Source organism: Nocardia higoensis NBRC 100133, from assembly GCF_000308595.1.
GTDB classification, from domain to species: domain Bacteria; phylum Actinomycetota; class Actinomycetes; order Mycobacteriales; family Mycobacteriaceae; genus Nocardia; species Nocardia higoensis.
Genome location: NZ_BAGA01000109.1, coordinates 85,934 through 111,014, shown reverse-complemented (window position 1 = coordinate 111,014; position 25,081 = coordinate 85,934). Strand labels below are relative to the sequence as shown.

The 25,081-nt window shown below is 68.0% G+C and carries 23 protein-coding genes; 8 read left to right on the top strand and 15 right to left on the bottom strand.

The genetic code is table 11. From position 1 onward, the window contains the following. Positions 1-31: 31 nt before the first annotated feature. Entirely contained in the window at positions 32-718 is a 687-nt protein-coding gene (locus ON26_RS19575) for a YwaF family protein (RefSeq protein WP_040797710.1), read from the bottom strand. A 532-nt stretch (positions 719-1,250) separates the two neighbouring features. Between ON26_RS19575 and ON26_RS19570 the strand changes: the two genes are divergently transcribed. Then, complete coding sequence (locus tag ON26_RS19570; RefSeq protein WP_157171942.1) at positions 1,251-1,523, top strand: hypothetical protein; 273 nt, start codon at positions 1,251-1,253, stop codon at positions 1,521-1,523. A 221-nt stretch (positions 1,524-1,744) separates the two neighbouring features. Continuing rightward, complete coding sequence (locus ON26_RS19565) at positions 1,745-2,134, top strand: hypothetical protein (protein ID WP_157171941.1); 390 nt, start codon at positions 1,745-1,747, stop codon at positions 2,132-2,134. A 323-nt stretch (positions 2,135-2,457) separates the two neighbouring features. Here ON26_RS19565 and ON26_RS33480 read toward each other — a convergent pair whose 3' ends face one another. Further along, complete coding sequence (locus ON26_RS33480; protein WP_157171940.1) at positions 2,458-2,805, bottom strand: hypothetical protein; 348 nt, start codon at positions 2,803-2,805, stop codon at positions 2,458-2,460. Between the two features lie 156 nt (positions 2,806-2,961). Here ON26_RS33480 and ON26_RS33475 point away from each other — a divergent pair, with 156 nt between their 5' ends. Then, a complete protein-coding gene (locus tag ON26_RS33475; RefSeq protein ID WP_157171939.1) occupies positions 2,962-3,330 on the top strand; it encodes a hypothetical protein in 369 nt (122 codons plus the stop codon). Beyond that, entirely contained in the window at positions 3,327-3,953 is a 627-nt protein-coding gene (locus ON26_RS19560) for a nucleotidyltransferase family protein (RefSeq protein ID WP_040797627.1), read from the top strand. Before ON26_RS33475 ends, ON26_RS19560 begins: the two co-directional genes overlap by 4 nt. 1,148 nt (positions 3,954-5,101) lie before the next feature. Here the strand turns inward: ON26_RS19560 and ON26_RS19555 are convergent. Genes ON26_RS19555 through ON26_RS19540 form a run of 4 tightly spaced genes read right to left on the bottom strand, consistent with a single transcriptional unit; the run spans position 5,102 to position 9,713 of the window. Beyond that, on the bottom strand, positions 5,102-5,848 hold the full coding sequence (locus ON26_RS19555; RefSeq protein ID WP_040797626.1) for an SRPBCC family protein: 747 nt from the start codon (positions 5,846-5,848) through the stop codon (positions 5,102-5,104). Positions 5,849-5,855: 7 nt separating this feature from the next. Then, positions 5,856-6,380 carry a (2Fe-2S)-binding protein gene (locus tag ON26_RS19550; protein WP_040797625.1) on the bottom strand — a complete coding sequence of 175 codons (525 nt, stop codon included), beginning with the start codon at positions 6,378-6,380 and terminating at the stop codon, positions 5,856-5,858. Continuing rightward, on the bottom strand, positions 6,373-7,248 hold the full coding sequence (locus ON26_RS19545; RefSeq protein WP_040797624.1) for an FAD binding domain-containing protein: 876 nt from the start codon (positions 7,246-7,248) through the stop codon (positions 6,373-6,375). Before ON26_RS19545 ends, ON26_RS19550 begins: the two co-directional genes overlap by 8 nt. Further along, positions 7,245-9,713 carry a xanthine dehydrogenase family protein molybdopterin-binding subunit gene (locus tag ON26_RS19540; RefSeq protein ID WP_083884216.1) on the bottom strand — a complete coding sequence of 823 codons (2,469 nt, stop codon included), beginning with the start codon at positions 9,711-9,713 and terminating at the stop codon, positions 7,245-7,247. The genes ON26_RS19545 and ON26_RS19540 overlap by 4 nt, the downstream gene beginning before the upstream one ends. 269 nt (positions 9,714-9,982) lie before the next feature. Here ON26_RS19540 and ON26_RS19535 point away from each other — a divergent pair, with 269 nt between their 5' ends. Continuing rightward, on the top strand, positions 9,983-11,149 hold the full coding sequence (locus ON26_RS19535) for an XdhC family protein (RefSeq protein ID WP_051027257.1): 1,167 nt from the start codon (positions 9,983-9,985) through the stop codon (positions 11,147-11,149). Positions 11,150-11,213: 64 nt separating this feature from the next. On the opposite strand, the gene ON26_RS19530 is transcribed toward ON26_RS19535, so the two are convergent. The 5 genes from ON26_RS19530 to ON26_RS19510 form a co-directional block, all read right to left on the bottom strand. Then, positions 11,214-13,622 carry a GDSL-type esterase/lipase family protein gene (locus ON26_RS19530; RefSeq protein WP_040797623.1) on the bottom strand — a complete coding sequence of 803 codons (2,409 nt, stop codon included), beginning with the start codon at positions 13,620-13,622 and terminating at the stop codon, positions 11,214-11,216. Then, entirely contained in the window at positions 13,619-14,710 is a 1,092-nt protein-coding gene (locus ON26_RS19525; protein ID WP_040797622.1) for a PASTA domain-containing protein, read from the bottom strand. The genes ON26_RS19530 and ON26_RS19525 overlap by 4 nt, the downstream gene beginning before the upstream one ends. 467 nt (positions 14,711-15,177) lie before the next feature. After that, the gene (locus tag ON26_RS19520; RefSeq protein WP_051027237.1) at positions 15,178-15,756 is read right to left on the bottom strand and encodes a DUF4334 domain-containing protein; all 579 of its coding nucleotides are present in this window, start codon (positions 15,754-15,756) and stop codon (positions 15,178-15,180) included. Positions 15,757-15,779: 23 nt separating this feature from the next. Further along, positions 15,780-17,525, bottom strand: coding sequence for an FAD-dependent oxidoreductase (locus ON26_RS19515; RefSeq protein ID WP_040797705.1), 1,746 nt, complete (start codon positions 17,523-17,525; stop codon positions 15,780-15,782). 19 nt (positions 17,526-17,544) lie between these two features. After that, positions 17,545-19,005 (bottom strand): flavin-containing monooxygenase, encoded by a 1,461-nt coding sequence (locus tag ON26_RS19510; protein WP_085999048.1) that lies wholly within the window; start codon positions 19,003-19,005, stop codon positions 17,545-17,547. A gap of 74 nt (positions 19,006-19,079) precedes the next feature. Here ON26_RS19510 and ON26_RS19505 point away from each other — a divergent pair, with 74 nt between their 5' ends. Then, positions 19,080-20,147, top strand: a complete 1,068-nt coding sequence (locus ON26_RS19505; protein ID WP_040797620.1) for an AraC family transcriptional regulator — start codon at positions 19,080-19,082, stop codon at positions 20,145-20,147. 12 nt (positions 20,148-20,159) lie between these two features. Here ON26_RS19505 and ON26_RS19500 read toward each other — a convergent pair whose 3' ends face one another. Beyond that, a complete protein-coding gene (locus tag ON26_RS19500) occupies positions 20,160-21,347 on the bottom strand; it encodes an AI-2E family transporter (protein WP_245545912.1) in 1,188 nt (395 codons plus the stop codon). A gap of 211 nt (positions 21,348-21,558) precedes the next feature. Between ON26_RS19500 and ON26_RS19495 the strand changes: the two genes are divergently transcribed. Then, positions 21,559-21,888, top strand: a complete 330-nt coding sequence (locus ON26_RS19495; protein ID WP_040797618.1) for a hypothetical protein — start codon at positions 21,559-21,561, stop codon at positions 21,886-21,888. A gap of 128 nt (positions 21,889-22,016) precedes the next feature. Here the strand turns inward: ON26_RS19495 and ON26_RS19490 are convergent, their stop codons facing one another. The 3 genes from ON26_RS19490 to ON26_RS19480 form a co-directional block, all read right to left on the bottom strand. Beyond that, positions 22,017-22,967 (bottom strand): NAD-dependent protein deacetylase, encoded by a 951-nt coding sequence (locus ON26_RS19490; protein WP_083884213.1) that lies wholly within the window; start codon positions 22,965-22,967, stop codon positions 22,017-22,019. 98 nt (positions 22,968-23,065) lie between these two features. Then, on the bottom strand, positions 23,066-23,587 hold the full coding sequence (locus ON26_RS19485) for a DoxX family protein (protein WP_040797617.1): 522 nt from the start codon (positions 23,585-23,587) through the stop codon (positions 23,066-23,068). Positions 23,588-23,614: 27 nt separating this feature from the next. Continuing rightward, positions 23,615-24,367, bottom strand: coding sequence for a dioxygenase family protein (locus ON26_RS19480; RefSeq protein WP_218000605.1), 753 nt, complete (start codon positions 24,365-24,367; stop codon positions 23,615-23,617). A 127-nt stretch (positions 24,368-24,494) separates the two neighbouring features. Here ON26_RS19480 and ON26_RS19475 point away from each other — a divergent pair, with 127 nt between their 5' ends. Next, positions 24,495-24,959: a MarR family winged helix-turn-helix transcriptional regulator gene (locus ON26_RS19475; protein WP_040797615.1), complete on the top strand. Its 465-nt coding sequence runs from the start codon at positions 24,495-24,497 to the stop codon at positions 24,957-24,959. Positions 24,960-25,081 lie beyond the last annotated feature (122 nt).

Here is a 25,081-nt window from a genome sequence, read left to right as displayed (position 1 = left end):
GTACTCGTACTGGTACACGGCTGCCTGGACCTCAGCTGCCCCGGACCCAAGGCCAGGTCATCAACGCCCACACTGCGAGCAGCAGCGCAGCCACCGTGCCCAGGTACCACGGCCACGGCCCCAGAACGTCGAGCAGCGACGGTGTCGCGGGTTTCCCGTTGACGAACCCGTAGTTGGTGCCGGCCACCGAATTGAAGACGAAGGTCACCGCGACCCACACCACTGTCGCAGTCACCGCAAGCCGGTAGCTGCCCCAATCCGGCCGCATACCCACACCCCAGGTCAGGTAGATCGCCGCCCAGACGACGAGCAGGTGGATCGCCCAGAACGCCAGGAACTCGCGCCCCGGGAAATCGTCGGCCTCCAACGCCGGCGATATGAGCGCCTGTGTGCTCAGGGTGAGACACCAGTAGTAGGTCAGCGTGTACGCCCACCGTCGCCGCGTCACCAGCGCGTACCCGGCGACGAGGGTCGCCAGATCGGTCAACCGCAGCGGCACCGAACGATCGATCGCCGGCGGGAACATCGCGGCCAGAAAGACCACCAGATACAGCCCGAGCGTCACCCAGCCGAACACCGGGCCGAAGTGGCTGGAGCCGTCCCCGGTGCGCTCCCGCCGACCGATCGCGACGACCGCGACCGCTCCCACCGCGAACACCGCCAGCACAACCCAGTGCGACACTCCGTACGCCGAGAACTCGCTCGCCAGTGGTTGCACCACGCCGACCAACCTAGCGCGAGCGCGGATCGGCTCCGCGCACAGAATGGCTCACGGTGTGTCAGGACATCGCCCGGCTCGGTCGCAGTCCGTGGCCCCTCGCGCACCGTCGAACCGACGGCCGCGTCACCGAGGAGAAGTGCCGTAAGGGCATCCAGCGCCCGGCCACATTGCGGCCCGTCGTCATCCCCCCGTCGATCAGCGTGTGTCACGCGAACTTCTCCTGATGTGCTGATGTGTTGCGATCGCGGTCATCGATAGGGTGTCCAGCCGGCCGCGCGTGGGATGACGGTCCCCGGCACGACCAGCGCGCAGGCCAGTGTCAGGGCTTTGGTGCGTCACCGAAGTGGGCCAGGCTCCGATTCGCAAATGGCCGTGTCCAGTCGCGCTGAGCTGACGGCTTCGCGAAACAACCCCGCTTAATCGGGTGCGTCAACCAGGGTTCGACGCGAATCGAATAACGGATCCCAATTATTTGAAAGGGTTCGTGGATGAGATATATAACAAATGGGACGAGGCGCAAAATATATTCTTGAATGATCTGACAGACACGCTGAAGAGACACGTTGGAGGCGTACCAAAGCCACGACAGATGCCCAAGAGTCGAGCGCGGGTCGATGAGAAGCTCGTCGAGTACAAGAACGATGCCTCCCGAGTGGTCGACCTGGCCGGATCGAAGATCGCCTTTGAGCGGGTCGAGCAGATCTACCAAGCCCTCGACCACATCGAGCGGTCCGGCCTGAGAATACTGAGGGTGAAGGATCGTTCATCGAGCCAACATCAAGCGGGTACCGCGACATACTAATGAACGTCCCAGCGCCAAACGTTCTCGTTGTCGAACTTCTACTACACCTTTTCCGACAATTTCGACCACGCCTTGTATGAAGTCTCATAGGGACTGAAAGTCCACACCGGATCACTCGATGACGAGATCCCGAGTGTCGTCGGAGCAGCCATTATCGATGGACTCAGCCTGCGGACTAATGATATATTCATCCGAGCACTCATGAAAGGGATGCCCAAGCCGTGACCCGCACCCAGTATTACCACTATTTTGAACGTCCACTGAAAATTGAAACGAGCGATAGCGGAGTGGAGCGTGGATGGATTCTGGACGAGAAGAGCGGACAGTTCGTCGAAGCCGAGCGAAGAATCGTGATAGAAGCTCAGGTCAACATGACGAGCGCGGATATCTGGCGAATGGATCTCGAAGAATTCATTATCGAAACCGAAGGTTCGCGGGCTACGTATGCGTCCGGCGACGGACCCGCGTTCACTCTGTACCGGATCATCAAGGGCATACAAGAGGTCGCGGAAAGCGAAGGGCGTCCGATCACCGTCGAGGAGCTCGAGACCATCCGGGAAATCTACCGTCGAACGTTCGCGCTGTGGGAGGCAGGCGAAGCTTTGTCATGATGCGCGAGGCAGGACTGCTGCGCGAAGCTTCAGCGCCGCAACCCTGGGACCCTCGGAAGCTACCCAGAGCGCCCCGCCGCGAACGACGCCACCGCCGGGCATGCTATGCACTCCAGGGTCGCGAACCCGTTGCGATCCTCGGACCACCGGCCCTGCGGAGTGGCGCATTCCGGAGCATCACCAGTCGTGCCCGAAATACGGTCGAAGCCTGATGACACGTAGGTCCAGCCGAATGGCCTCGTTGTCGAACTCCGGCTACACGTCAAGAGTATAGACAAAGTTTCAGACAAGTCGACTATGTCCTGTATAAAATCTCGCGCGGACTAAAAATCAACACCGGATCTCCACATGACGAGATTCCGGGCCTCGCCGGACAGGCCATTATCGATGGACTCAGTCAGCGGGCTGATGATATTCATCCAAGCGCTCATGAAAGGGATGCCCAAGCTGTGACCCACACTGAATACTTCCATTATTTTGGTAGTCAATTGAAAATCGAAACCAGCGACAACGGAGCGCAGGGGGGATCCGTTCTGGACTGGAGTACCGGACAGTTCGTCGAGGCCCCACGCGGAGTCGTGGTAGAAGCCCAGGTAAACATGACGAGCGCGGATATTTGAGGGTGGCAAAATCGTCCGGATAGGCCCCGATGCGTTGGTGGACGATGCCACCGCAGCGAATACCATCGCACACGAGGTCAGCCATGCTAGATACTATCTCAGGAACGGAACTTTCGACGGAGAAATGCACGGGGGTACAACATCCTTGGCCGATGGCACGCCATATGGTTCCGGAAACGCTCTCCAGAGCTGGATCGAGGGATGCCGATGAATACAGAAATGCAATGGCATCCGATCAAAGAGGAATTTTACAAGCCCTGGCGAAGGGTATTCAACAATGACTGGAACGGTGCCGACATCGAAGGTATTTGCCTGATATGTGGATCGCATAGCCTGCGCCGATGGTACAAGCTCGATGAGAAACTCCCGAAACGCCTGCGCGGCGTAAGTTTCGCTGGCCCCGGAAGATTGTGGGAATGGTGTTCGAACTGCTACACATTTGAGACGTTTTTGAATGGATATGTCCCCAACTGGTGGGAAGAGCCGTACAGCGTCGATGAATGCGAACTGCGCTACGATCCCGGATCGATCGAAAAGGCCCGAAAACGAGCACGCCCCCACCGAGAAACTCGATGATGTACTCGCAGAGACAGGTGGCGGGGACCGGCACCCGGAAGGAGTCGAAGTACGTCGCACTACAGGTCGTCATCGACAAGATGAACGACCTCTTCGGCGCCGAGTCGTTCACCGCATCGCAGGTTCGTGTTAATGAGAAATGGGACGACGCGCAGAGCGTATTCATGAATGATCTGACGGACACGCTGAAGAGACACGTTGGAGGCGTACCAAAGCCACGACAGATTCCCAAGAACCGAGCGTGGATCGACGAAAAGCTCGTCGAGTACGAGAACGATGCCTCCCGAGTGGTCGACCTGGCCGGATCGAAGATCACCTTCGCGCGGGTCGAGCAGATCTACCAAGCCCTCGACCGCATCGAGCGATCCGGCCTGAGAATACCTAGGGTGAAGGATCGATTCATCGATCCAGCAGCAAGCGGGTACCGCGACATACTTATGAACGTGCAGGCGCCAAACGGTCTCGTTGTCGAACTTCGACTACACCGCGAGAGAATAGGCAAGGTTTCCGACAAGTTCGACCATGCTCTGTATGAGGTTGCTCGGGACTGGAATACACCCGGATCCACCTTGGATGATACTGCCAGCCCGCCGGACCGGCGATCATTGATGGATTACGTCTGAGGGCTAATGATATATTCATCCCAGCGCTCACGAAAGGGATGCCGAAGCTATGACCCGCACTGAGTATTACCATTATTTTGGACGTCAGTTGAAAATTGAAACGAGCGATGACGGAGCGCGGCGAGCATTGGTTCTGGACCGACACACAGGACAGTTCGTAGAAGCCGAACGCGGAATCGTGGCAGAAGCCCGGTCCAAAATGACGAGCGCGGATATCTGGCGAATGGATCTCGAAGAGTTCATTTTCGAAACCGAAGATTCGCGGGCTACGTATGCGTCCGGCGACGGACCCGTGTTCACTCTTTACCGGATCATCAAGGGCATACAAGAGGTCGCCGAAAGCGAAGGGCGTCCGATCACCGTCGAGGAGCTCGAGACCATCCTGGAAAATCTACCGTCGAACATTCGCGCTGTGGGAGGCAGGCGAAGCCTTGTCATGATGCGCTGGGCAGGACTGCTGCGCGAAGCCTCAGTGCCGCAGTCCTGGCGCAGACCCTCGGAAGATACCCAGGGCGCCCTGCCGCGAACCCGGATCATTTGTTGCACCTGGCTGCAGCGACGCCACCGCCGAGCATGCTTCGCATTCCAGGGTCGCGAACCCGTTGCGATCCTCGGACCACCGCCCCTGCGGAGTGGCGCACGGCGGCCCCAACTACGCCAACCAGTTCGACCCGCTGACCGCCACCTGGCGCTCCGACCCATACCATTGTCGCGGCCCGATCCTCATGAACGCGGACGGAACCAGCTACCAGGAATAGTTCGCTCTCGACGAGAACGGCAAGGAGTTCTCCAGTACCGCACGCTTCGACGCCGACGGTAACATCACCAGACTCGAAACGCCGACTACCTGGGCCTGAGAGTCACGGAACGATCTACGCTGCGATCCGGAATCGATCGAGAAGGCCCGAAAACGAGCACGCCCCCGCCGAGAAACTCGATGAGGTACTCGCAGAGACAGGTGACGCACTCACCACCTCAGATTGGCTGAGGAGGACGTCGGCCTGACCGAGTTCGGCATCGTCCCCCTGCGCCGGATCGAGCCCAACAATCGCCGAACCCGTTCGACCTTGGCGCGCACCGCTCTCGCCTCACACCTCGATGCCGCGCGTACCGAGGCTCAGTGCAGCGCGCCCGTGTGCGGCGGATCCTCACGGTCTGGCGCCGCGTCGTCCCGGGCGTCGTCGAAATGCCAGGGTGAGCAGGACCGCGACGGCGATCCCGGCCACGGCGGTGAAAGCCAGTCGGCGGTTCGGTGACAGGCCCGCGGCGGCCATGATGTCGATCGGCTCGGCGCCCTGCCGGGGCGTGATGGAGCGGACGGCAGCGGCCTGCGCCCCGAGCGGCTGCGTCGCCTCGCCTGCGCTCGATGTGGTGTCGTGCTGCGCGGCGGTGGGTTCCAGTGCGGTATTCGCGGGCGTTTCCGCGCTCTCGGCGGTGACGGCGGGACTCGGATCGGCGGTGATCTCGGCGGCGAGATTGTCGGCGAAGGTGCCGATCAATGTGCCCGCCACTTCGGCCAGCGCGCCGCGGCCGAACTGCGCCGGTTTGCCGGTGATGGCCAGATCGGTGTCGACGAAAACGTCGGTGACTCCGTTGGATTCGACGAGGCGGCAGGTGATGACGGCCTTGGCGGTGCCGTTGCCGCGATTCTCGCGACCGCTGCCCTCGAGCACCGCCACGCCGGCGGCCTCGTCCTGGGAGACGACCTTGATGATGCCCTTGTAGGACAGGCCGACCGGGCCGAGCTTCACCTTGATGCGGCCGTGGTAGTCGTCGCCCTCGCGGGAGGTGATGGTGGCGCCGGGGACGCAGGGGGCCAGGCGTTCCAGGTCGAGCAGGACCGGCCACGCCTGGTCGGCGGGGACAGGGATGGTGAAGGTGTTCTCGAGTTTCATCCTCGGCTCAATTCTGTTGCGCCGAGGTGGATTCGGCGTCGGGTTCGGTGGCGCGCTCGGTGGCCGCGGCGCGGACGGCGCGCAGGATGCCCTGGTAGCCGGTGCAGCGGCAGAGATTGCCGCTCATGGCGTCGCGGATCTGCTCGTCGCTGGGTTCGGGGGTGTCGTTCAGGAAGGCGGTGGCCGAGACGACGAAACCCGGTGTGCAGAAACCGCATTGCAGGCCGTGGTGGTCGCGGAAGGCCCGCTGGACGCAGGAGAGTTCTCCGTCGGGACCGGCCAGGCCCTCGACGGTGGTGAGTTCCGCACCGTCGGCCTGCACGGCGAAGACCAGGCAGGCGCGGACCGCGGCCCCGTCGAGCATGACGGTGCACGCCCCGCACACGCCGTGTTCGCAGCCCAGATGGGTGCCGGTGAGGCCGAGGCGTTCGCGCAGATAGTCGGCCAGGGTGAGCCGGGGCGGGATGCGATCGCGGCGGCGGACGCCGTTGACGACGACCCTGATCTCTACGTCAGGGGGTGTTTCAGTCATCGTTCGCCTCCTCGAGAGCGCGCCGCCAGGCGCGGGTGACCATGACCGCGCCCACCCGGCGGCGGTAGTCGGCGGAGCCGTGGACGTCGGCGGGAACGGCGTCGAGGTCGGCGGTGGCGGCCCGGCCGATCTCCTCGGCGTCCACCTCGGCGGCGGGACGGCCGAGCAGTTCGGCTTCGGCGGACCGCGCTCGTAGCGGGGTGGGGGCGAGGCCGAACAGGCCGATGCCGACGCGCTCGATGCGGGAGTCGGCGTCCAGGGCGATCGCGACTGTCGCGCCCGCCATGGCGAAATCGCCCGCGCGACGGGTGAATTCCTCGATGGCGAAGCCGCGGCGGCCCGGCCATGCGGGGAAGTCGATGCCGACGAGCATCTCGTCGGGCGCCATCCCGGTGCTCCACAAACCGGTGAAGTAGTCCGCTGCGTCGATGATGCGTTCGCCGCGCGGGGACAGGGTGCGCATGCGGGCGTCGAGAGTCAGTGCGACGGCGGGGTATTCGGCGGCGGCATCGGCGTGGGCGATCGCACCGCCGATGGTGCCGCGATTGCGGATCTGGAAGTGGCCGATGAGGGGGGTGGCGCGGTGCAGCAGCGGCACGTGGTGACGGACGTGCTCGTCGCGTCCGACGCTCGCGTGGGTGGTGCCCGCGCCGACGCGGACCGTGTCCCCGTCGAGGTCGATGCCGCGCAGTTCGGTGACCTTGCGCAGGTCGATCAGGTGCTCGAAGGCCGCCAGGCGCAGCGCCATCATCGGCACCAGGCTCTGACCGCCCGCGATGATCTTGGCCTCGTCGCCGAGTTCGGTCAGCAGGGCGACCGTCTCGGCCGCCGTTTCCGGGGCGTGATAGGTGAAGGCTGCGGGTTTCATGCGAGACCCTTCCCGGCATCGGCATCGGCATCGGCATCGGCATCGGCATCGGCATCGGCATCGGCATCGGCATCGGCATCGGTAGGGGCGGCAGTTCCGCTCGGAGCCGGAGTGGACTCGGCTGTAGAGGGTCGAGCGGCCGGGGTCGCGGAAGTGATCATCTCGATGATCCGGGCGGGCGAGAGCGGTAGCCGGTCGATCTCCACGCCGAAGGGCGCGAGCGCGTCGGCGACGGCGTTGAGGACCGCGGGCGTGGAGCCGATCGCGCCGCCCTCGCCGACGCCCTTGAAACCGCCGGGTCCGCTGCTGCGGGTCTCGATGTGGCCGATCTCGATGTGCGGGACCTCGGCGGCGGTGGGCATGAGGTAGTCGAGGAAGGTGGTGGCGACGGGATTGCCGTCGTCGTCGTAGGCGAGGTGCTCGTAGAGCGCGCCGCCGATGCCCTGCACGGTGCCGCCGTAGATCTGGCCCTCCACCACGTTCGGGTTGATCATCGGGCCCACGTCCTCGCTGACGATGTAGCGCAGCAGGGTCACCGCGCCGGTGGCGATGTCGACCTCGCAGGTGCACACGTGCGTGGCGTTGGCCCAGATCATCATCTGGTCGGCGCGGTGGCGGCCGGTCGCCTCCAGGCCGGGGGACATGCCGGGCGGCAGCGCCTCGGTCTGGAAGTAGGCGATGTGGGCGATCTCGGCCAGGGTGAGGGACTTGTCGGCCTCGCGCAGCCGGGCACGCCCCTCGGCGAACTCGACGTCGGTCACGGCCGCGCCGAACTGGTGGGCGGCGATGGCGAGGATCTGTTCGCGCAGGATCTTCGCGGTCGCCTCGATGGCGCCGGCGGCCATCGAGCCGGAGCGGCTGCCGTTGGTGCCGCCGCCCATCGGCGCGGCGGCGGTGTCGCCCTGCAGGGTCTGCACGTCGGCGATGTCGATGCCGAGAGCGTCGGCGGTCAGCTGGACGGCGGTGGTCTCCAGGCTGTTGCCCGCCGACCCGCCGGACAGGTGCACGTTCACCTTGCCGGTCGGCGCGATGCGGATGGTCGCGCCCTCGGTGCTCAGGAAGGGGGTCGCGCCGGTGGTCGGCTCGATATAGGTGCAGGTGCCGACGCCGAGATAGCGGCCTTCGGCGCGGGCCGCGGCCTGTTCGGCGCGGAAGGCGTCGTAGTCGAGCATGCTCAGGGCCTGCTCGAAGCATTCCAGCGGAGTGGCGTCGGAGTAGGGCATGCCGTTGGGGTTGAAGGTCGGCATCTCGTCCTGGCGCAACATGTTCCGGCGGCGCAGCTCGGCCGGGTCGATGCCGATCTGCCGGGCGGCCGCGTCGAGCAGCAGTTCGCGCGAGAGGGATTCGAACTGCCACGGACCGCGATAGGCGACCCGGCCGACGGTGTTGGAGTAGAACGACGCGGTGCTGAACCCGGCCTGGGGCACGCGATACGGGCCGGGGAAGAGCATGCCGACGGCGATCGAGGAGGTCAGCGGCGAGGGGATCGGATACGCGCCGACGTTCTGCACGTGCTCGATGGTGGCGGCCAGGATCGTGCCCTCGGCGTCGAAGGCCATCGCCACCTCGCCGTGCTCGTGGCGGGCCATCCCCGCGGACATGAGGTTCTCCTGGCGGTCCTCGATCCATTTGATCGCGGCGCCGAGCTTGCGGGCGGCCAGCACCACGCAGCTGTCCTCGCGTTGCGGGGCGACCTTCTGGCCGAAGCCGCCGCCGGTGTCGCGCACGATCACCCGCACCCGGTGCTCGTCGACCCCGAGCAGCCGGGCGCAGAAGCCGCGCACCTCGTGCGGGGACTGGGTGGAGGTCCAGACCGTCAATTCGCCTGTGCCGGAGGACCATTCGGCGACAATGCCGCGAGTCTCCAACGGGACGGGGGAGTAGGCCTGCTGGTGGATGGTGCGGCGCACGGCGTGGGCGGCCTCGTCGAACACCGGCGCGAGGTCGGCGGGCGGGCGGCCGCCGAGACCACCGGCGGAGTTGCCCGCGTGAGCGGCGTGCACGAGTTCCGGCGAGGTGGCGGCGGTGGCGTAGTCGACGACCGGCGTGAGTGGTTCGTAGTCGACGAGGACCAGTTCGGCGGCGTCCTCGGCGATGTAACGGTCCTGGGCGATCACCATGACGACCGGGTCACCGACGAAACGGACCTCGCCCTCGGCCAGCGGCGGGCGCGACACTTCGGGGAAGCCGGGGGTGTCGAGCGCGTAGGAGATCTCCGCGACGCCCGCGTTCAGGTCGGCGGCGGTGTAGACGGCCAGGACGCCGTCGAACTCGAGCGCCTCGCTCACGTCGATCCCGGTGATGGTGGCGCGCGGGAGCGGGCTGCGGACGAAGCAGGCGTGGGCCATGCCCGGCCTGGTCACGTCGTCGACGTAGGTGCCCGCGCCGGTGAGCAGGCGGGCGTCCTCCACGCGGGGGACGCGGCTGCCGACCGCGCCGGTGACGGGGACGCCGGTGGTGGTCATCGCCCGCTCCGTCGGGTCGGCGAATGGGACATGCTGCGTGACAGCCTGATTCGAGTCATCCGGCGGTACCTCCGTTCCCGTGGAGCAGGCGCGCGGACCGCGTCGCGGCTGCCGCCTCTCTGTCTAACATCGGCGTTCACGCACCGTCAATACAGGATATGCCTTGATAGAGAATCAAATGCTGGTTTTTCGAGAGTCATATTCTCGTGGTGCTATTCTCGCAGAAGAACCGGTATTCGCACCGGTGCCGCCAGGGTGAGGAGGCGATCATGCGTGAGCTGGCCGGGCAGTTGTCGCGCTGGCATGCCGAGGGCGTTCCCTACGCGCTGGCCACCGTCGTCGCGGTGCGCGGGAGTGCGCCGCGCTCGATAGGGGCCGTGATGGCGGTCGATGCGGCGGGGACGGTGCGCGGAAGTCTGTCGGGCGGGTGCGTGGAGGCTGCGGTGCTCGAGGTGTGCCGGGAGGTCCTCGTGACCGGGACGCCGGTGCGACAGAGCTTCGGCTACGAGGATGCCGACGCCTTCGCGGTCGGGTTGACCTGCGGGGGCGAGCTCGATGTGTTCGTGCAGCGCGTGACCGCCGCCGACCACGCGGTCATCGAGGCCGTGCTACGCGAGGACATTCCCGTCGCGCTGGTTCGTGATCTCGACAGCGGCGCGCTGCTCGCGGTTACCGATACGGACACGACGATCTCGGCGGGCGCGTCTGCGTCGTGTGTCCAGGTGGGCGGGACGGGTGCGCCGCCCCCGGTGAGTGCGATGCCTCCGGCCGTGGTGGAGCAGGCGCGTGCCATGCTCGACGCGGGGTCGAGCGGAGTGTGCGCGGTCGGGTGCGGCCCGGACGAACGGACGGTGCTCGTCGAATCGTTCACCACGCGCCCGCGCATGATCGTCTTCGGCGCAACGGATTTCACCGTCGCGCTCTGCCGGGTCGGCGCGCTGCTCGGCTACCGGGTGACGGTGTGCGAGGCGCGGCCCGCCTTCGCCGACCCGGCCAGGATTCCGGAGGCCGACGAGGTGGTGGTGGCCTGGCCGCACCGGTACCTGCGCGACACCGATGTCGACGCGCGGACGGTGATCTGCGTGCTCACCCACGACCCGAAGTTCGACATCCCCGTCCTCGCCGAAGCGTTGCGCCTGCCCGTCGCCTACGTCGGGGCGATGGGGTCGCGGCACACCGACCGGGAGCGGCGCGCGAAACTGCGCGAGGCCGGAGTCGGCGAACGCGAACTCGGCCGCTTGCGCTCGCCGATCGGGCTGGAACTGGGCGGTCGCACCCCGGAGGAGACCGCCGTCGCCATCGCCGCGGAGATCGTGGCCGTGCGGCACGGTGGGTCGGCGCAGGCGTTGTCGGCGACCGACCGGCCCATCCACCCGGCCGCTTCCGGCGAACCGGGCGCCCGCACCGACCGCTCCGGTATGCGCAGCAGTGCGTGAACGGTCGGGAGCCCGGACCCCGACGCGGGCAGTCCCGGTTCGCGTCGGGGGAGCCGGGATCGACTCAGGTGCGGGAGCGCCTGGACCACCACAGCAGCACCAGCCCGGCGAGCAGGGCCGCTCCGGACGCTCCGGTCAGCGGAATCCACCACCACGGCAGGGGCTCGGCGACGGTGAGAGCGAGCGCGTAGTCGTACTCGGTGCCGTCTTCGGCCACGTTTCTCAGGTAGAGAGTGTGTTGCCCGGGCGGCAGGTCCGGCGGCAGGTACAGGATCAGGTCGTCACCCGCCTCGACGCGAACATCGGCCAGGACGGCCGGGCTGCTGTGCACCTCGGCCCATGCCGTGCCGGTGCGCAGTTCGTGGCCGCGGACCAGGATGCATGCCCCCGGGCCTGCCTGCGTGTTCAGCGTCGTCATGGTCAGCTCGTAGGGCACGCACTCGCTCGTTTCGACGCGGGTGACCACCGATGGCGCGGAACGGGCGGTGCCTGCGCCGGGCACACCGGTGGCCGGGGCCGCGTCGGTGGTGGACCAGGTCGCGATCGCGCCGGCGATCCGCTTGTAGCCGAGGGCGTTGGGGTGGACGAACTCCTGGTCACGCGGAGTGACCTTGTTGACGTACTTCTCGTAGCCGCCGGAGAGGAGACCGACGCCGACGATGCCCGACGCTCCGTCGTCGCAGAGTGTGTTCGACGGCTGCATGGCGTGTTCGACTGCGTCGACGAAATAGATGTGCCTGCCGTCGCGCGCCGCCGTCGCCACCGACCGCGCGATGGCGTCGTTCAGTCGATCCACGACCTTGTTGGCGTAGGTGACCTCGCGCGGCTCGAACTCGCCGCAACCGACACCGGTGATCTCGGGGAACGGCTTGGGGTAGCCGAGCACGAACAGGGGGGCCTCCCGACCGTCGCGATCGTCGAGGAAGCGCTGGATGTTCAGTGCGTCGTGCAGGCGGGTGTATGTCTTCGGCAGCGCGTCCGCGGCGGTGAGGCCGTCGATGCGCTGTCGCAGTGGTGCGTCCGCGATCATCTCCGAGGTCGGCTGCCCGTCGGCTGTGGCGTCGGCCTTACCGCATTCGTTGAGCAGACAGTCCGCGACGATGTCGCCGAAGCCGATGTCGTTGCCGCCGATGCTGAGGAACGCCGCGTCGAGGGTGGGGCCCCGACCCATCTCCTCGATCTGTGACCAATTGTCCATCCGGCCCGGATAGGGAGCGAACAGCGCGGATCGCACGGCGCCCGAGCACGCGAAGATGTCGGTCTTCTTCGGACCGAACAGTTGGGCGACATGCGTCTTGTCGGACCGGTGGCACCATTCGTGCACCTCGTCGGTGCCGGGCAGGTATTCGCCCGCCCCCTCGCCGCTGGCGTAGGAGTCGCCGAACACTCCGATGCGGGCATCGGGGTCGTCCATCAACGAGCGGATGAAACCCGATGCCACGCTGGCATATTCGTCGCTCTTCAGCACGGTGATCTTGTCCGAGGCTTCGTGGAAGGCTCCGTTGGCCGAGGTGGCGACCACCCGCCAGCGAGCGGTGCGGGTGATGTCGGCGGAGGTGACCGGCAGGTCCCAGGTGTAGGTGGTGCTGGTGGCGCCGGGGGCGAGGTTGCCGATGCGCAGCCGGGGCGGGACGACCCGGGGAAACAGTTCCGGCCCCTCGGTGAAGGCCAGCGAGAGCGCGATGTTCGGCGCGGACTCGGTGGTGGAGGTGTTGGTGACGGTGGCGCGCAGCGTCGCCATGCCGCCGCCGATCGCCGTCTTCGGGGCGTCGACGGTGACCTCCAGCGAGCTGCGCGACAACGCCTTGGTCGTCTCGATCAGCTGCGCGCCGTCGGAGACATCGAAGTAGCGGCCGTTGGTGACCCGCGCGATGCACTCCAGTTCGGCGCGGCCGTCCCCGGACAGCACGAAGCCGACGCCGTGGACCTGCAGGTCGAAACCGTCGTCGACGATGCGCTGGGCGACCTCGCAGGGATTGCCGCCGCAGGTGCTCTCGCCGTCGGAGATGAGCACGATGGTCGCGCCCGAGTATCCCTGCGCGGCCATCGCTTTCGCCGCCGACTCGAGGGCGGGACCGGTGGGGGTGTCGCCGGTGGCCTTCAGTGCCAGTACGTCGGCGGTCAGTTTCGTGCGTACGGCCGGGTTCAGTTCCGGCATGTCCAAGCCGGGCACGTAACCGCCGCCGTCGCAGCCCCCGCTGCCCGGATAGGTCCACACGCCCAACGGTGACCCGGTCGCCTGGTTCTGCTCGATGCTGAGCACCGAGCGCTTGGCGCTGTCGATCTTCACGACGCCGTTGGCGTCCTTGTCGTCCATCGAGCCCGAGGTGTCGACCACCACGAGCAGCGGTGTGTCCCCGCGCTTGGCCGCCGATGCCGACGCGCCGGAGGGGGCCGCCTGGGACGAGGCGGGGCAGGCGAGGACGAGCAGCAGCAGGGCGCAGCACAGTGCGCGTAGTCGGTCGGCGCTCAACGGTTCTCCGTCAGGGTGATGATCGCGTCCCGGTCGCCGCGGACCACGCCGGTCACGGTCAGCTTCTGCGGCTTGCCGCTCTCGGCGACGGCCAGCAGGGAGAACTTCAGGGCGTCACGGGTGTTGTGATTCAGTGTGACCGTGTCGCCGTACTCGACCACGACCTCCTGCAGAACCCGGTCGTCGGCGGCGACGACGATCTTCACTCGCGAGCCGGGCTCGGCGTCGGTGGGCAGGCCAACGGTGAGCTCGACATCCTCGACGGCGCGGTTGAACTCCCACACCGGTCCGCGGGGCGACCGGGCGTCGGCCGCGGCGACCGAGCACGACAGCGCGTTCTCCTCGTCGCTGCCCGCCAGCGAGTACTCGCCGGTGGAGCACCGGTTCTCGGCGGCCTGTACATCGGCCAGGTAGGCGGTGGCCGGATCGGAGGCCACGGTGACGGTGACGGTCTCCGGCAGCGGCGAACCGCTGGGCGGGTCGATCTGCAGCACCGTGCCCGACGCGGCGCCGGGCTGGTAGCGGCGGGCTATCGCGACCTGGGTGCCCAGTTCGCGCAGCTCGCTCACCAGCGCGCTCTCCTCGCGGCCTGCGATGTCGGGCACGGCGGCCGGGACCGACACGGTCAGCCGGACGGCACCGGGGTCCGCGGTGCCGAACGGCGGGTCCTGTTCGACGATCACGCCCGCCAGTCCCGCGAAGGGGCGGGAATCCACGGTGAGCCGATCGCCGGAAACGCCCGCGTCGGCCAGGATCTGGCGAGCCACCGGTTCGGCGAGCCCGCGCACATCGGGCATGGCTGTCGAGGCGGCGTCGAGGAACGGGCGGGTGTCGGGCTCGCCTGTCGCCACCTCGGCGGGGCGAGTGGATTCCCAGTGGCGGTGGCCCCACCAGCCGGTGGCCGTGCCCGCGCCGAACAGGCCGAGCACGATCAGCGTGAACGCGCCGATCTTCGTGCCGAGGCGGCGGGAACGCTTCGGCTTCCCGGCTTCCGGCCGTACGCCGGGGAATTCGGGCGCGCCCGGCGCCGGCGGGGGCGGGAACCCGGCCTGCGGTCGCTGCGCGGGGACCTGTGACTCGGAGGTCACGGATATCGGCTGCTGCTGCGGGGGGACGGGCGCCGCATGATGCACGACAGGATGCGGTCCCGAAGGCTGCGCCCTCGGTGGCTGCTGCAGTGGGGCCTGCGGTGCTGGTGGCGCAGGAGGTTGCTGCGGCGCACCGCTGTTCGGTATGTGCCCGTGCGGAGGTAGCGGCCCGCCCGTCGAATCCTGGTCCACTCCGGTCCTCTCGCCTTCATTCCGTACCGCCGGACGGCCGGGCCGGGTCGATCGCGGCTCGGCCGGGCCCGGCCGCAGCCGACGCTGCCAGGACCGCGCGCCGGCCACAATCGGTCGAATGACCGACAGCGGCGTCGGGCGCAGTCGACATCAGCCGGACCTCGGGACAGCGGCATCGCCGGTGGCGCCCGGCCGCGGCCGAAACTGCGCCGGCCCGCCCGGGCGTCCGTGGGGACGACCGAGCGGGCCTGATCAACCCGCGCCGGAACCGTGGCTCAGCGGTCCAGGCGCAGCGTGAAGAAGTACGGCAGCGGGGCGCCACGCTGGTCCATCGCGCCGAGCAGGGTGTGCTCGTCGACGCGGCGGAACACGTCGATGATCGGCAGGTGGTCGTAGACCATCGCCGCGCTCACCCTGCCCCGGAACTCGACGGCCCGCAGCCTCGCCCGCGGCTGTTTCGTGCGCAGGCCGTACGACAGCACGGGCAGCGCCTGCTTGCCGCGCGCGACCAGGCTGTGCGGAACTCTGTCCACCAGACCCAGCGGCACCCGTCGCGGATCGACGGCGAAGATGCCCTGACCGGGCGTCGAGAACAGCAGGGGGTGCACGTCCTCCGGGCTGTCGAACTGCTTGCCGTACCAGCCGGAGGCGGCCAGCAGACCGTCCATGGGATGGCCGGTGGCGATCTCGCCGCCGCGCCACCGGCCGAGGGTGATGTCCTCGACCGTGACCGTGGGCAGGTTGTCGAAGAAGGCGGCGGTCTCCTCGTAGGTGCCGCCGTGCCGCTCGAGCGCCGCGAGGGTGGCGACGGCCTCGGCCTCCGGAATCGGGCTCGCGCTGGTGCTTACGGACATGACTGTTCGCTCCTGTGGTCGCCTCAGCCGCGGGTTTCGGCGGCCGGATCGGGCGCGGTGGACGGGGTCTTGATCTCGACGATGGGCAGTCGCAGCGCGGCGGGGGCCTGCGGCGGCACGACGGGATTGCGCGGGGCGACCGGGGCCAGCTTGCGGTAGGGCTCACCCTGCTTCGGCCGCGGGTCCGCCTCGCCCTTGTTCGGCCACAGCGAGACCGCGCGCTCGGACTGCGCGGTGATCGTCAGCGAGGGGTTCACGCCCAGGTTGGCCGAGATGGTCGAGCCGTCGATGATGTGCAGGCCCTCGTAGCCGAACATCCGCTGGTACGGATCGACCACGCCCGTCTCCGGGGAGTCGCCGATCACGCAGCCGCCGATGAAGTGACCGGTCATCGGGATGTTCATGATGGCGCTGGTCGGCGCGCCCGCGATGCCGTCGATCTTCTCGGCCACCCGGTGCCCGACCTCGTGCGCCACCGGGATCCAGGTCGGATTCGGTTCGCCCACACCCTGTTTGGTGGTCATCTTGCGGCCGAACAGGCCGCGCTTGGTGTAGGTGGTGATGGAGTTGTCCAGCGACTGCATCACCAGCAGGCCGATCATCTGCTCCGACCAGCGGCGCGGGTTCTGCAGGTGCAGCGCGTCGCGCAGGCCGATCTTGCGCATGGTGCTCGCCCACACGCGGACGTTGCCGCGCTTGCCCTCGGGGTCGAACATGGCCGTGCCCATCAGGGCGATCAGGTTGCTGCCCTTGCCGTAGCGCACCGGCTCGATGTGGGTGTCGTGATCGGGGTGGATCGAGGAGGTGATCGCGACGCCCTTGGTGAAGTCGTTGTTCTTGTCGCGGCTGCGGATCGAGAGCAGTTCCTCGGAGTTGGTGCGCGAGAGCTCACCCAGGCGCGGGGAGATGCCGGGCAGCGAGCCGCGATCGCGCAGCTTGTGCAGCAGCTTCTGGGTGCCCAGCGCGGCCGCGGAGAAGATCACCTGTTCGGCGGTGAAGGTGCGCTTGGCCTTGCGGACCCAGCGGCCGGTGCGCACGGTGGTGACCTCGTAGCCGCCGCCCGCCTTCGGGCGCACGTCGGTCACGGTGGTCAGCGGGTGCACCTCGGCGCCGGCCTTCTCGGCGAGGTAGAGGTAGTTCTTGACCAGGGTGTTCTTGGCGTTGTGCCGGCAGCCGGTCATGCACTCGCCGCAGTGCGTGCAGGTGGCGCGGTCGGGGCCGACGCCGCCGAAGAACGGGTCGGGCACCGGCTGGCCGGGCTTGGCGTCCTTGCCGCCGAAGATCACGCCGACCTGGGTGGGACCGTAGGTGTCGGCGATGCCCATGTCCTCGGCGACCTCGGCGAGCACCCGGTCCGAGGGGGTGGTCGCCGGATTGGCCGTCACACCCAGCATCCGCTTGGCCTGGTCGTAGTGCGGGGCGAGCTCTTCTTTCCAGTCGGTGATGTGCGCCCACTGGCGGTCCTGGTAGAAGCGGTCCGGCGGCTCGTAGAGGGTGTTGGCGTACACCAGCGAACCGCCGCCGACGCCCGCGCCCGCCATGATGAAGGTGTCCTTGAGCAAGGTGAGCCGCTGGATGCCGAAGCAGCCGAGGGCGGGCGCCCACAGGTACTTCTTGGTCTCCCAGTTGGTGGTGGCGAACTCGTCGTCGGCGAAGCGCCTGCCGGCCTCCAGCACACCGACCCGGTAACCCTTCTCGGTGAGGCGCAGCGCGCTCACACTGCCGCCGAAGCCGGAGCCGACGATCACCACGTCGTAATCGAACGTCATCAGTTTCACCATTCTCGTCTCAGGAGACGGTCTTCAGCTCGAAGTCCGCGGGGTCGAACTTCCGCGTCTGCCAACGGTAACTGGTCACCGTGCCCGGCCAGTTGTTGGTGATGCGGCCCGCGGCGTTGCGGTACCAGCTCGAGCAGAAGTTCCACGGGCTGCGGTCCAGACGAGACTGCAGGTCCTTGTCGAACTCGGCCTCCACCTCGGGGCGCACCTCGAGCACACGACCGGGGTTCTCGGCCAGCTTCGTCAGGGCCTGGCGGATGTAGCGAGCCTGCGACTCGATCATGTAGACGATCGAGCCGACGCCGAGATTGGTGTTGGGGCCGTAGAGCATGAACATGTTCGGGTATCCCGGCACGGTCATGCCCTGGTAGGCGCGGGCGCCGTCGGTGCCCCAGTCGTCGTGCAACTTGCGGCCGCCGACACCGGAGATCTGCATCGGCCACAGGAACTCGGTGCCCTTGAAACCGGTGCCGTAGACGATCGCGTCGACCTCGTGCAGCACGCCGTCGGCGGTGCGCACGCCCTCGGGGGTGATCTCGGTGATCGCGGTGGTCTCCACGGTGACATTGTCGGCGGTCAGCGCGGGCAGGTACTCGTTGGAGAACAGCGCGCGCTTGCAGCCGGCCGGGTAGTCCGGGGTGAGCTTGGCCCGCAGCTCCGGATCGGGGACCTGCTTCTCCAGGTGCCGATGACCGATCCAGGTCACCAGCTTCTGGATGGCGGGCACATCGACGATGCCCAGCGCCAGGAACTCACAGAACGCCCAGAACGCGAAGCGCTCGGTCAGGCGGGTGAACGGCAACTGCTTGAACATCGTCTTGTGCCAGGACTTGTACTCCTTGTCCGGCTTGGGCATGATCCACGCCGCCGAACGCTGGAACAGCGTCAGATGCTCGGTGCTCGGCGCGATCGCGGGCACGAACTGCACGGCGCTGGCGCCGGTGCCGATCACCGCGACCCGCTTACCGGTCAGGTCGGCGCTGTGGTCCCACTCGGCGGAATGGAAGGCGGTGCCCTTGAAGGTCTCCACGCCCGGGATGTTCGGCATCGCGGGGCGCGAGAGCTGGCCGACCGCGGAGATCAGCACATCGCAGGTCAGTTCGGCGCCGTCGGCGGTGCGCACGGTCCAGCGGCCGGTGGCGTCGTCGTATTCGGCCTCGGTGACCTCGCTGTTGAAGCGGATCTTGGGCAGCAGGCCGTGATCGCGGGCGACATCGCGCATGTACTGGAGGATGTCGGCCTGCTGGGAGAAACGCTTGGGCCAGTCGGTGCGCGGGGCGTAGGAGTAGGAGTACAGCGGCGAAGGAATGTCGCAGCCCGCACCCGGGTAGGTGTTCTCCCGCCAGACGCCGCCGACCTCGTCGGAGCGCTCCAGAATGGTGAAGTCGAACATTCCGGCGTTCTGCAGTTCCATCGCCATGCCGAGTCCACCGAACCCGGTGCCGATGATGACGATCGAAGGTGTGCTCATGGACACGACGTTAAAACCTGGACAACGTTTGTCGGCAAACACCTGAGGTCAGGAAATCCATAGTTTCGGCCATAATGGAGGCCGTGCACACCATCGAGGAGCCCGAGGTTCGATCCTGGGATTTCCCGCGCGGCACCGCCGGGGTCGCGGTCATGGCCGAATTCGCGGCCGACCGCGGGGTGAGCACGGCCCGGCTGCTGGCGGGCACCGGCCTGGACGAGCCGGCGCTGACCGAACCGGATCTGCAGATTCCGGCCCGCACCGAGCTGGCCGTGGTGCGCAATCTGCTCGCCGCCTGCGGGGACGAGCCCGGCCTCGGCATGGGAGTGGGACAGCGCTACCGGGTGAGCACCTTCGGCATTTTCGGCTACGCCTGCGTCACCAGCCCGAACCTGCGCGAGGCCATTTCGCTGGCCCTGCGGTACTACCGGCTCGGTTTCGCCTTCTGCACCCCGATCGTGGAATTCCAGCCCGGCGAGGTGGTGGCCAGGATCGACCACGAGCTGATCCCCGTCGATGTGCGCAGTTTCCTGGTCGAACGCGATGTGGTCGCCATGCACCGGGTGATGAGTGATCTGCTCGGTGAACGGCTGGATCTCTCGCGCGCCGAATTCGCCTATCCCGAGCCGCCGTATGCCGCGCGGATGGCGGAATTGTTCGGCGTCACTCCGCTTTTCGACAGCGAGCACACGCTGTTCGCGATCGACCCGCAGGTGCTCGACCGTCCGCTACCGCAAGCCAATCAGCCCACCTGGCAGGTGTGCGTGGCGCAATGTCACGAGATGATCCGCCGCCGCGCCGCCCGCACCGGTATCGCCGCCGAAGTGCGCGAACGACTGCTTCCCGGCAGTGGCGCGACGGGCGTGGGCAGCCCGCCCACCCTCGAGGCGGTGGCGCGCGATCTGAACATGAGCGCCCGTACCCTGCGCAGACGCCTCGACGAGGCGGGCACCAGCTATCGGGCTCTGCTCGACGAGGTGCGCCGGGCGCTGGCCGAGGAGATGCTGACCGCCGCGCCACTGTCGATGGACGACATCGCCATCCGGCTCGGTTACGCCGAAGCGACCCCGTTCATCCACGCCTTCAAACGCTGGACCGGGCACACCCCCGCCGCCTACCGGCGCGCGCACCAGATGCGCTGACGGCTCGCGCGGCTATTCCGGGACCGCCTCCGGCACGGTCTTCTTCTCGTCGGTGTCCTCATCGCCGGGTTCCGCGGTGGTGGCCGCATCGATCTGCTCGCCGATGTAGCGCACGACCACCGCGGTGACCGCCGCGACCGGCACCGCCAGGAACGCGCCGACGATGCCGTAGATCGAGCCGCCCGCGGTGACCGCGAGCAGCACCACCACCGCGTGCAGCTGCATGCTGCGGCTCTGCAGCACCGGCTGCAGGATATTGCCCTCGATCTGCTGCACCGCGATGATGATGCCCAGCACGATCAACGCCGTGGTGAGGCCGTTGGCGACCAGCGCTACCAGGACCGCCAGCGCGCCCGCGACGAAGGCGCCGACGATCGGGATGAAGCCGCCGAAGAAGGTCAGCACCGCCAGCACCAGGGCGAGCGGCACCCCGAGCACCACCAGGCCGATGCCGATCAGCACCGCGTCGATGAGGCTGACCACCGCCTGGGTGCGGATGAAGCCGCCCAGGGTCGCCCAGACGCGCTGGAGCACCTCCTCGAAGTGCCTGCCCACGCCCTTGCCGGTGACACCGTGGAGCCAGGGCATGAACCTGGGCCCGTCCTTGACGAAGAAGAACGCCAGGACGAGCACCAGGAACAGGGTGACCAGCGCCGAGCCCGCCGTGGTGACGCCGCTGAACACGCCGGAGGCGATCTGCTCGGCGCTGGACTGCAGACGGTCGACGATGGTGTCGGTGGCCTGGTCGAGCTGCTCGTCACGGATGTTCAGCGGCGGGCGGCGCAACCAGTCGCGCACCTTGTTGACGCCCTCGCCGGACTTGTCGGCGAGTTCGGGGGCCTGGGCGACCACCGAGGGCACGATCAGCGCGATGATGCCCGCGACGACGCCGATGAACCCGAGTACCGACAGCGTCGCCGCCAGCGCGGGCCGCAGCCCGTGCGAGGTCAGCCAGCGCGTCGGCGGCCACAGCACCGTGGCGACCACCAGCGCCAGCGCCACCGGCAGCACGATCACCCACAGCACGCCGAGCAGCTGCCACAGCACCCACAGGCCCGCGACGATCGCCACCAGGCACAGCGACCATTTGGCGAGCCAGAACAGCCCCTGCCCGATGACATCTCCGCGATCGAGCGTCTCCTTCTTTCCGGCTTCCCCCACGTGTGTGCCGGGTTTCGTGGGCCTGTCCTCCGCGCTCACCGGCCCAGTCTTACACGAGCGCGACATCCCGGGCAGGCACCCGCGTACCGGGACTTCGTCACGCCCCGCCGGGGGATTGCATCCGGCCGCACCGGGTACTGCCGCCGCAAAGTACCCGGAAGGAGGCGCCCATGGCGCAATTGCAGGCGCCGGCGCTGTGTGCACCGAGCGGGGGCGGGGTACTCGCCACAACACGAGCGAGGAGGTTGCCATGCCGAAGGAATGGACCGACAAGCAGGAACGCCAGTACGAGCACATCAAGGACTCGGCGAAGGATCGTGGCGCGAGCACCGAGCGTGCGAAGGAGGTCGCGGCCCGTACGGTGAACAAGAACCGTGCGCAGGCCGGGCAGACCAGGACCGCCAGCCGCTCGACGGTGCAGGACAAGTCGCCCCAGCAGCGCGGCGGCCAGCGCTCCGGCACGAACCGGGCGAAGGGCCCGACCCGCGATCAGCTCTACAACGACGCCAAGCGCCGCAATATCGAGGGCCGCTCGAAGATGACCAAGAAGGAACTCGAGCACGCCCTCGGCCGCGACTGAGCCGAGCGGGGGTGTAGCCCGGATCGACCATTCCGCCCCGGCCGGATCGCGCGGCCGGGGCGGCGGTATGCGTCGGTCAGCCCTGAGCCGGGGCCTTCTGCCGGCGGATGGCGCTGATGGGATGTCGCTCAGACCGATGTGCGCAGGCAGTGCGTGGCGAAGGCGTCCAGGATCGGGGAGCAGCCCGCGTCCAGTCGCAGGGTGGCGATGTCGTCGCCTCGGGTGGGACCGCGGTTGACGATCACCACCGGGTCACCGCGGCGGGCGGCGTGGCGGACGAAGCGACGGCCGGACATGACGGTGAGCGAGGAGCCGGCGACGAGCAGGGCGTCGGAATCGTCGACGAGGGCGAAGGCTTCGGCGACGCGGTCCTTGGGGACGTTCTCGCCGAAGTAGACGATGTCGGGTTTGAGCATGCCGCCGCACCGGGGGCAGCCGACCATGTGGAAGGCATCGGTGTCGTCGATGACGGCGTCGGCGTCGGGAGCTACTTCGATGCCGGTGGCATGTGCCGCGGCCGCGAAGCCGGGGTTGGCCTGTTCGAGCAGGTCGGCCAGTGCCATGCGGGACATCAGGGCCTGGCAGCCGAGGCAGCGCACCCGCGCGTAGGTGCCGTGCAGATCGATGACCCGTCTGCTGCCCGCTTTGGTGTGCAGCAGGTCCACGTTCTGGGTGATGACGCCGGTGACCACGCCGAGGCGTTCGAGGGCGGCCAGTGCGCGATGGCCGGGATTGGGGCGGGCGGCGTCCATGCTGCGCCAACCGATGTGGTTGCGGGCCCAGTAGCGCTGCCGGAACACCGGGTCGCCGACGAACTGCTGGTAGGTCATGGGGTTGCGCGGCGGGGAGTCCGGGCCGCGGTAGTCGGGGATGCCACTGTCGGTGGACATGCCCGCGCCGGTCAGTACGGCGACCCGCCTGCCGTCGAGCAGCTCGGCCAGCCGGGCGGTCGCGGCGTGTGAGCCGCGCAGCGCAGCGCTCGCGTCTTCGGGCCCTCCGGTGCCGGGGCCGGGTCCGGGAGCGGCGCCGCCATAGATCGGCGAAGCGAACTGCCCCGGGAGACGAGTGTGCTGCGCCATGAGACGAGGGTACCGAGACGACCGCGACCGGCCGCGCACACCGTGGTGCGCGGCCGGTCGCGGATCGGTTGCCGGGGCGGCGGCGTCGAGGTCGCCGGTCAGTTGCGCAGGAGCAGGACCAGGCCCGCCAGCACCAGGCCGAGGACGACGCAGCCGAGGCCGGTGCTCACCCGCGGGTGGCGCAGCGCGGGGATCGCGCCGTCGACGGCGAAGCGTCCGGCGCCGGTGAAGGCCAGCGCGGCGCCGCTGACGGCGAGCACGGTCTCGTATTCGAGGCCGCCGATGTAGCCGCTGCCCCATTTCACGGAGATCGCGTTGAGCATCGTGCCCATGATCGCGGCGCCCGCCAGCGGGGTGAGCACCCCCACCGCCAGCGCCAGACCGGCGAACATCTCGATGACGGAGGTGACGATCGCGAAGAAGCCGGGCGCCGGGTAGCCCATGTTCGACAGCATGCCTTCGGTGCCGTCGAGGCCGGGACCGTCGAACCAGCCGAGGAGCTTCTGCGAGCCGTGCACGGCCATCGTCAGGCCGATGCCCAGGCGCAGCAGGAGCAGGCCGATGTCGATGCCCGCTGTCGCGAGTGCGGGGGTCGTGCGGGGAGAGGTCGTGGTCGTCATGCGCGTGTCCTGTCGTCGCGGAGTGGTTCAGCCGAGCTGGATGGAGCGTCGTGCCATGCCGTGCCAATATCCGTCGATCACCGTGCGTAACGTGTCGAGGTCATTCTCGCCCGCACCGAGGCTGACGAACAGTGGTGCGAAGTGTTCGGTGCGTGGGTGGGCGAGTCGGGCGGCGGGCGCCTTGCGCTCGAAGTCGAGCAGGGCGTCGATATCGCGGTCGGCCAGGGCGTGCTCGCCCCAGTCGTCGAATTCGGCGGTGAAGGTGTGCACGTGCACGTCGTCATCGGTGAGGGCGCGCAGGTTGTGGGTCCAGAAGCCGCTGCCGACGATCAGCACGCCCTCCTCGCGCAGCGGGGCCAGCGTGCGCCCGATCTCGAACAGTTCGGTGGGATCCAGCGTCGGCATCGACAGCTGGAGCACGGGCACGTCGGCGTCGGGATACATCTGGGTCAGCGGCACATAGGCGCCGTGATCGAGCCCGCGCTCGGGTGCCTGGGTCACGCGGTCGCCGAGCAGCGCCGCCACCTTGCGGGCCAGCTCCGGAGCGCCCGGCGCGGGGTAGAGCACCTCGTAGTAGCGCTGCGGGAAGCCCCAGAAGTCGTAGACCAGCGGGACGGTGGTGGTCGCGCCGACCGAGATCGGGGCGGCTTCCCAGTGCGCGGAGACGATCAGGACCGCCGCGGGCTTCGGCAGGTTTCCCGCCCAGGCGGCGAGCTCGGCGGGCCAGCGCGCGTGGTCGACCAGCGGCGGCGCGCCGTGGGAGAGGAACAGCACCGGCATGCGGCCGGCGGTCGTCGTGTCGGGCATGGTCGCTCCGTTCGGGGGACATCGTTAGTTCAAATTTGAACTATGCGGATTTCAGCATAGCTCGTGGTTCAAATTTGAACAACAGGCGTAGGGTGACGAGGTGACCGAGACACGGTGGCTCGATGCGCAGGAGATGCGTGCCTGGGAGGTATTCGTCGCGGCGAGTGCGCTGGTCGATCGGGAGATCGAACGGCATCTCAAGGGCGAAGGGCTGTCCCACCCCCAATACGAGACGTTGGTCCGGCTCTCCGCGGCCCCGCAGGGCAGACTGCGGATGACCGAGCTGGCCGCGGCGCTCTACACCTCCAAGAGCGGGCTGAGCTATCAGATCGGGCGGCTGGAGAAGGCGGGGCTCGTCCGGCGGGAGGCGGCCGACGCCGACGATCGCGGGGTCGTCGCGATCCTGACGCCCGCGGGTCGGGACCGGCTGGCCGAGGTCGCGCCCGGCCACGTCGCCACGGTGCGGCGGGCGCTCATCGACGTGCTGACCGACGAGCAGCGCCGCGCTGTGGCCGACGGGCTGGGCGCGGTGGTCGCGAAGTTGGACAGACCAGGGCGCGACTGATCGGCCCGGGCCGGCGCTCGCCGCGGGCGACCCCGAGGAACGAGGGTGGCCGGAAGCGCCGCGAAGAAACGGCGGAGGGCGGGTGAGCTGTCGAGCTCACCCGCCCTCCGCGGCTGTGGACC

What these genes read in the sequence shown, in the direction of transcription:
- ON26_RS33475 (WP_157171939.1), top strand. Translation starts at nt 2,962, where the DNA reads ATGAATACAGAAATGCAATGGCATCCGATCAAAGAGGAATTTTACAAG.
- ON26_RS19560 (WP_040797627.1), top strand. Translation starts at nt 3,327, where the DNA reads ATGATGTACTCGCAGAGACAGGTGGCGGGGACCGGCACCCGGAAGGAG.
- ON26_RS19555 (WP_040797626.1), bottom strand. Translation starts at nt 5,848, where the DNA reads ATGAAACTCGAGAACACCTTCACCATCCCTGTCCCCGCCGACCAGGCG.
- ON26_RS19550 (WP_040797625.1), bottom strand. Translation starts at nt 6,380, where the DNA reads ATGACTGAAACACCCCCTGACGTAGAGATCAGGGTCGTCGTCAACGGC.
- ON26_RS19545 (WP_040797624.1), bottom strand. Translation starts at nt 7,248, where the DNA reads ATGAAACCCGCAGCCTTCACCTATCACGCCCCGGAAACGGCGGCCGAG.
- ON26_RS19540 (WP_083884216.1), bottom strand. Translation starts at nt 9,713, where the DNA reads ATGACCACCACCGGCGTCCCCGTCACCGGCGCGGTCGGCAGCCGCGTC.
- ON26_RS19535 (WP_051027257.1), top strand. Translation starts at nt 9,983, where the DNA reads ATGCGTGAGCTGGCCGGGCAGTTGTCGCGCTGGCATGCCGAGGGCGTT.
- ON26_RS19520 (WP_051027237.1), bottom strand. Translation starts at nt 15,756, where the DNA reads ATGTCCGTAAGCACCAGCGCGAGCCCGATTCCGGAGGCCGAGGCCGTC.
- ON26_RS19515 (WP_040797705.1), bottom strand. Translation starts at nt 17,525, where the DNA reads ATGACGTTCGATTACGACGTGGTGATCGTCGGCTCCGGCTTCGGCGGC.
- ON26_RS19510 (WP_085999048.1), bottom strand. Translation starts at nt 19,005, where the DNA reads ATGAGCACACCTTCGATCGTCATCATCGGCACCGGGTTCGGTGGACTC.
- ON26_RS19505 (WP_040797620.1), top strand. Translation starts at nt 19,080, where the DNA reads ATGGAGGCCGTGCACACCATCGAGGAGCCCGAGGTTCGATCCTGGGAT.
- ON26_RS19495 (WP_040797618.1), top strand. Translation starts at nt 21,559, where the DNA reads ATGCCGAAGGAATGGACCGACAAGCAGGAACGCCAGTACGAGCACATC.
- ON26_RS19490 (WP_083884213.1), bottom strand. Translation starts at nt 22,967, where the DNA reads ATGGCGCAGCACACTCGTCTCCCGGGGCAGTTCGCTTCGCCGATCTAT.
- ON26_RS19485 (WP_040797617.1), bottom strand. Translation starts at nt 23,587, where the DNA reads ATGACGACCACGACCTCTCCCCGCACGACCCCCGCACTCGCGACAGCG.
- ON26_RS19480 (WP_218000605.1), bottom strand. Translation starts at nt 24,367, where the DNA reads ATGCCGGTGCTGTTCCTCTCCCACGGCGCGCCGCCGCTGGTCGACCAC.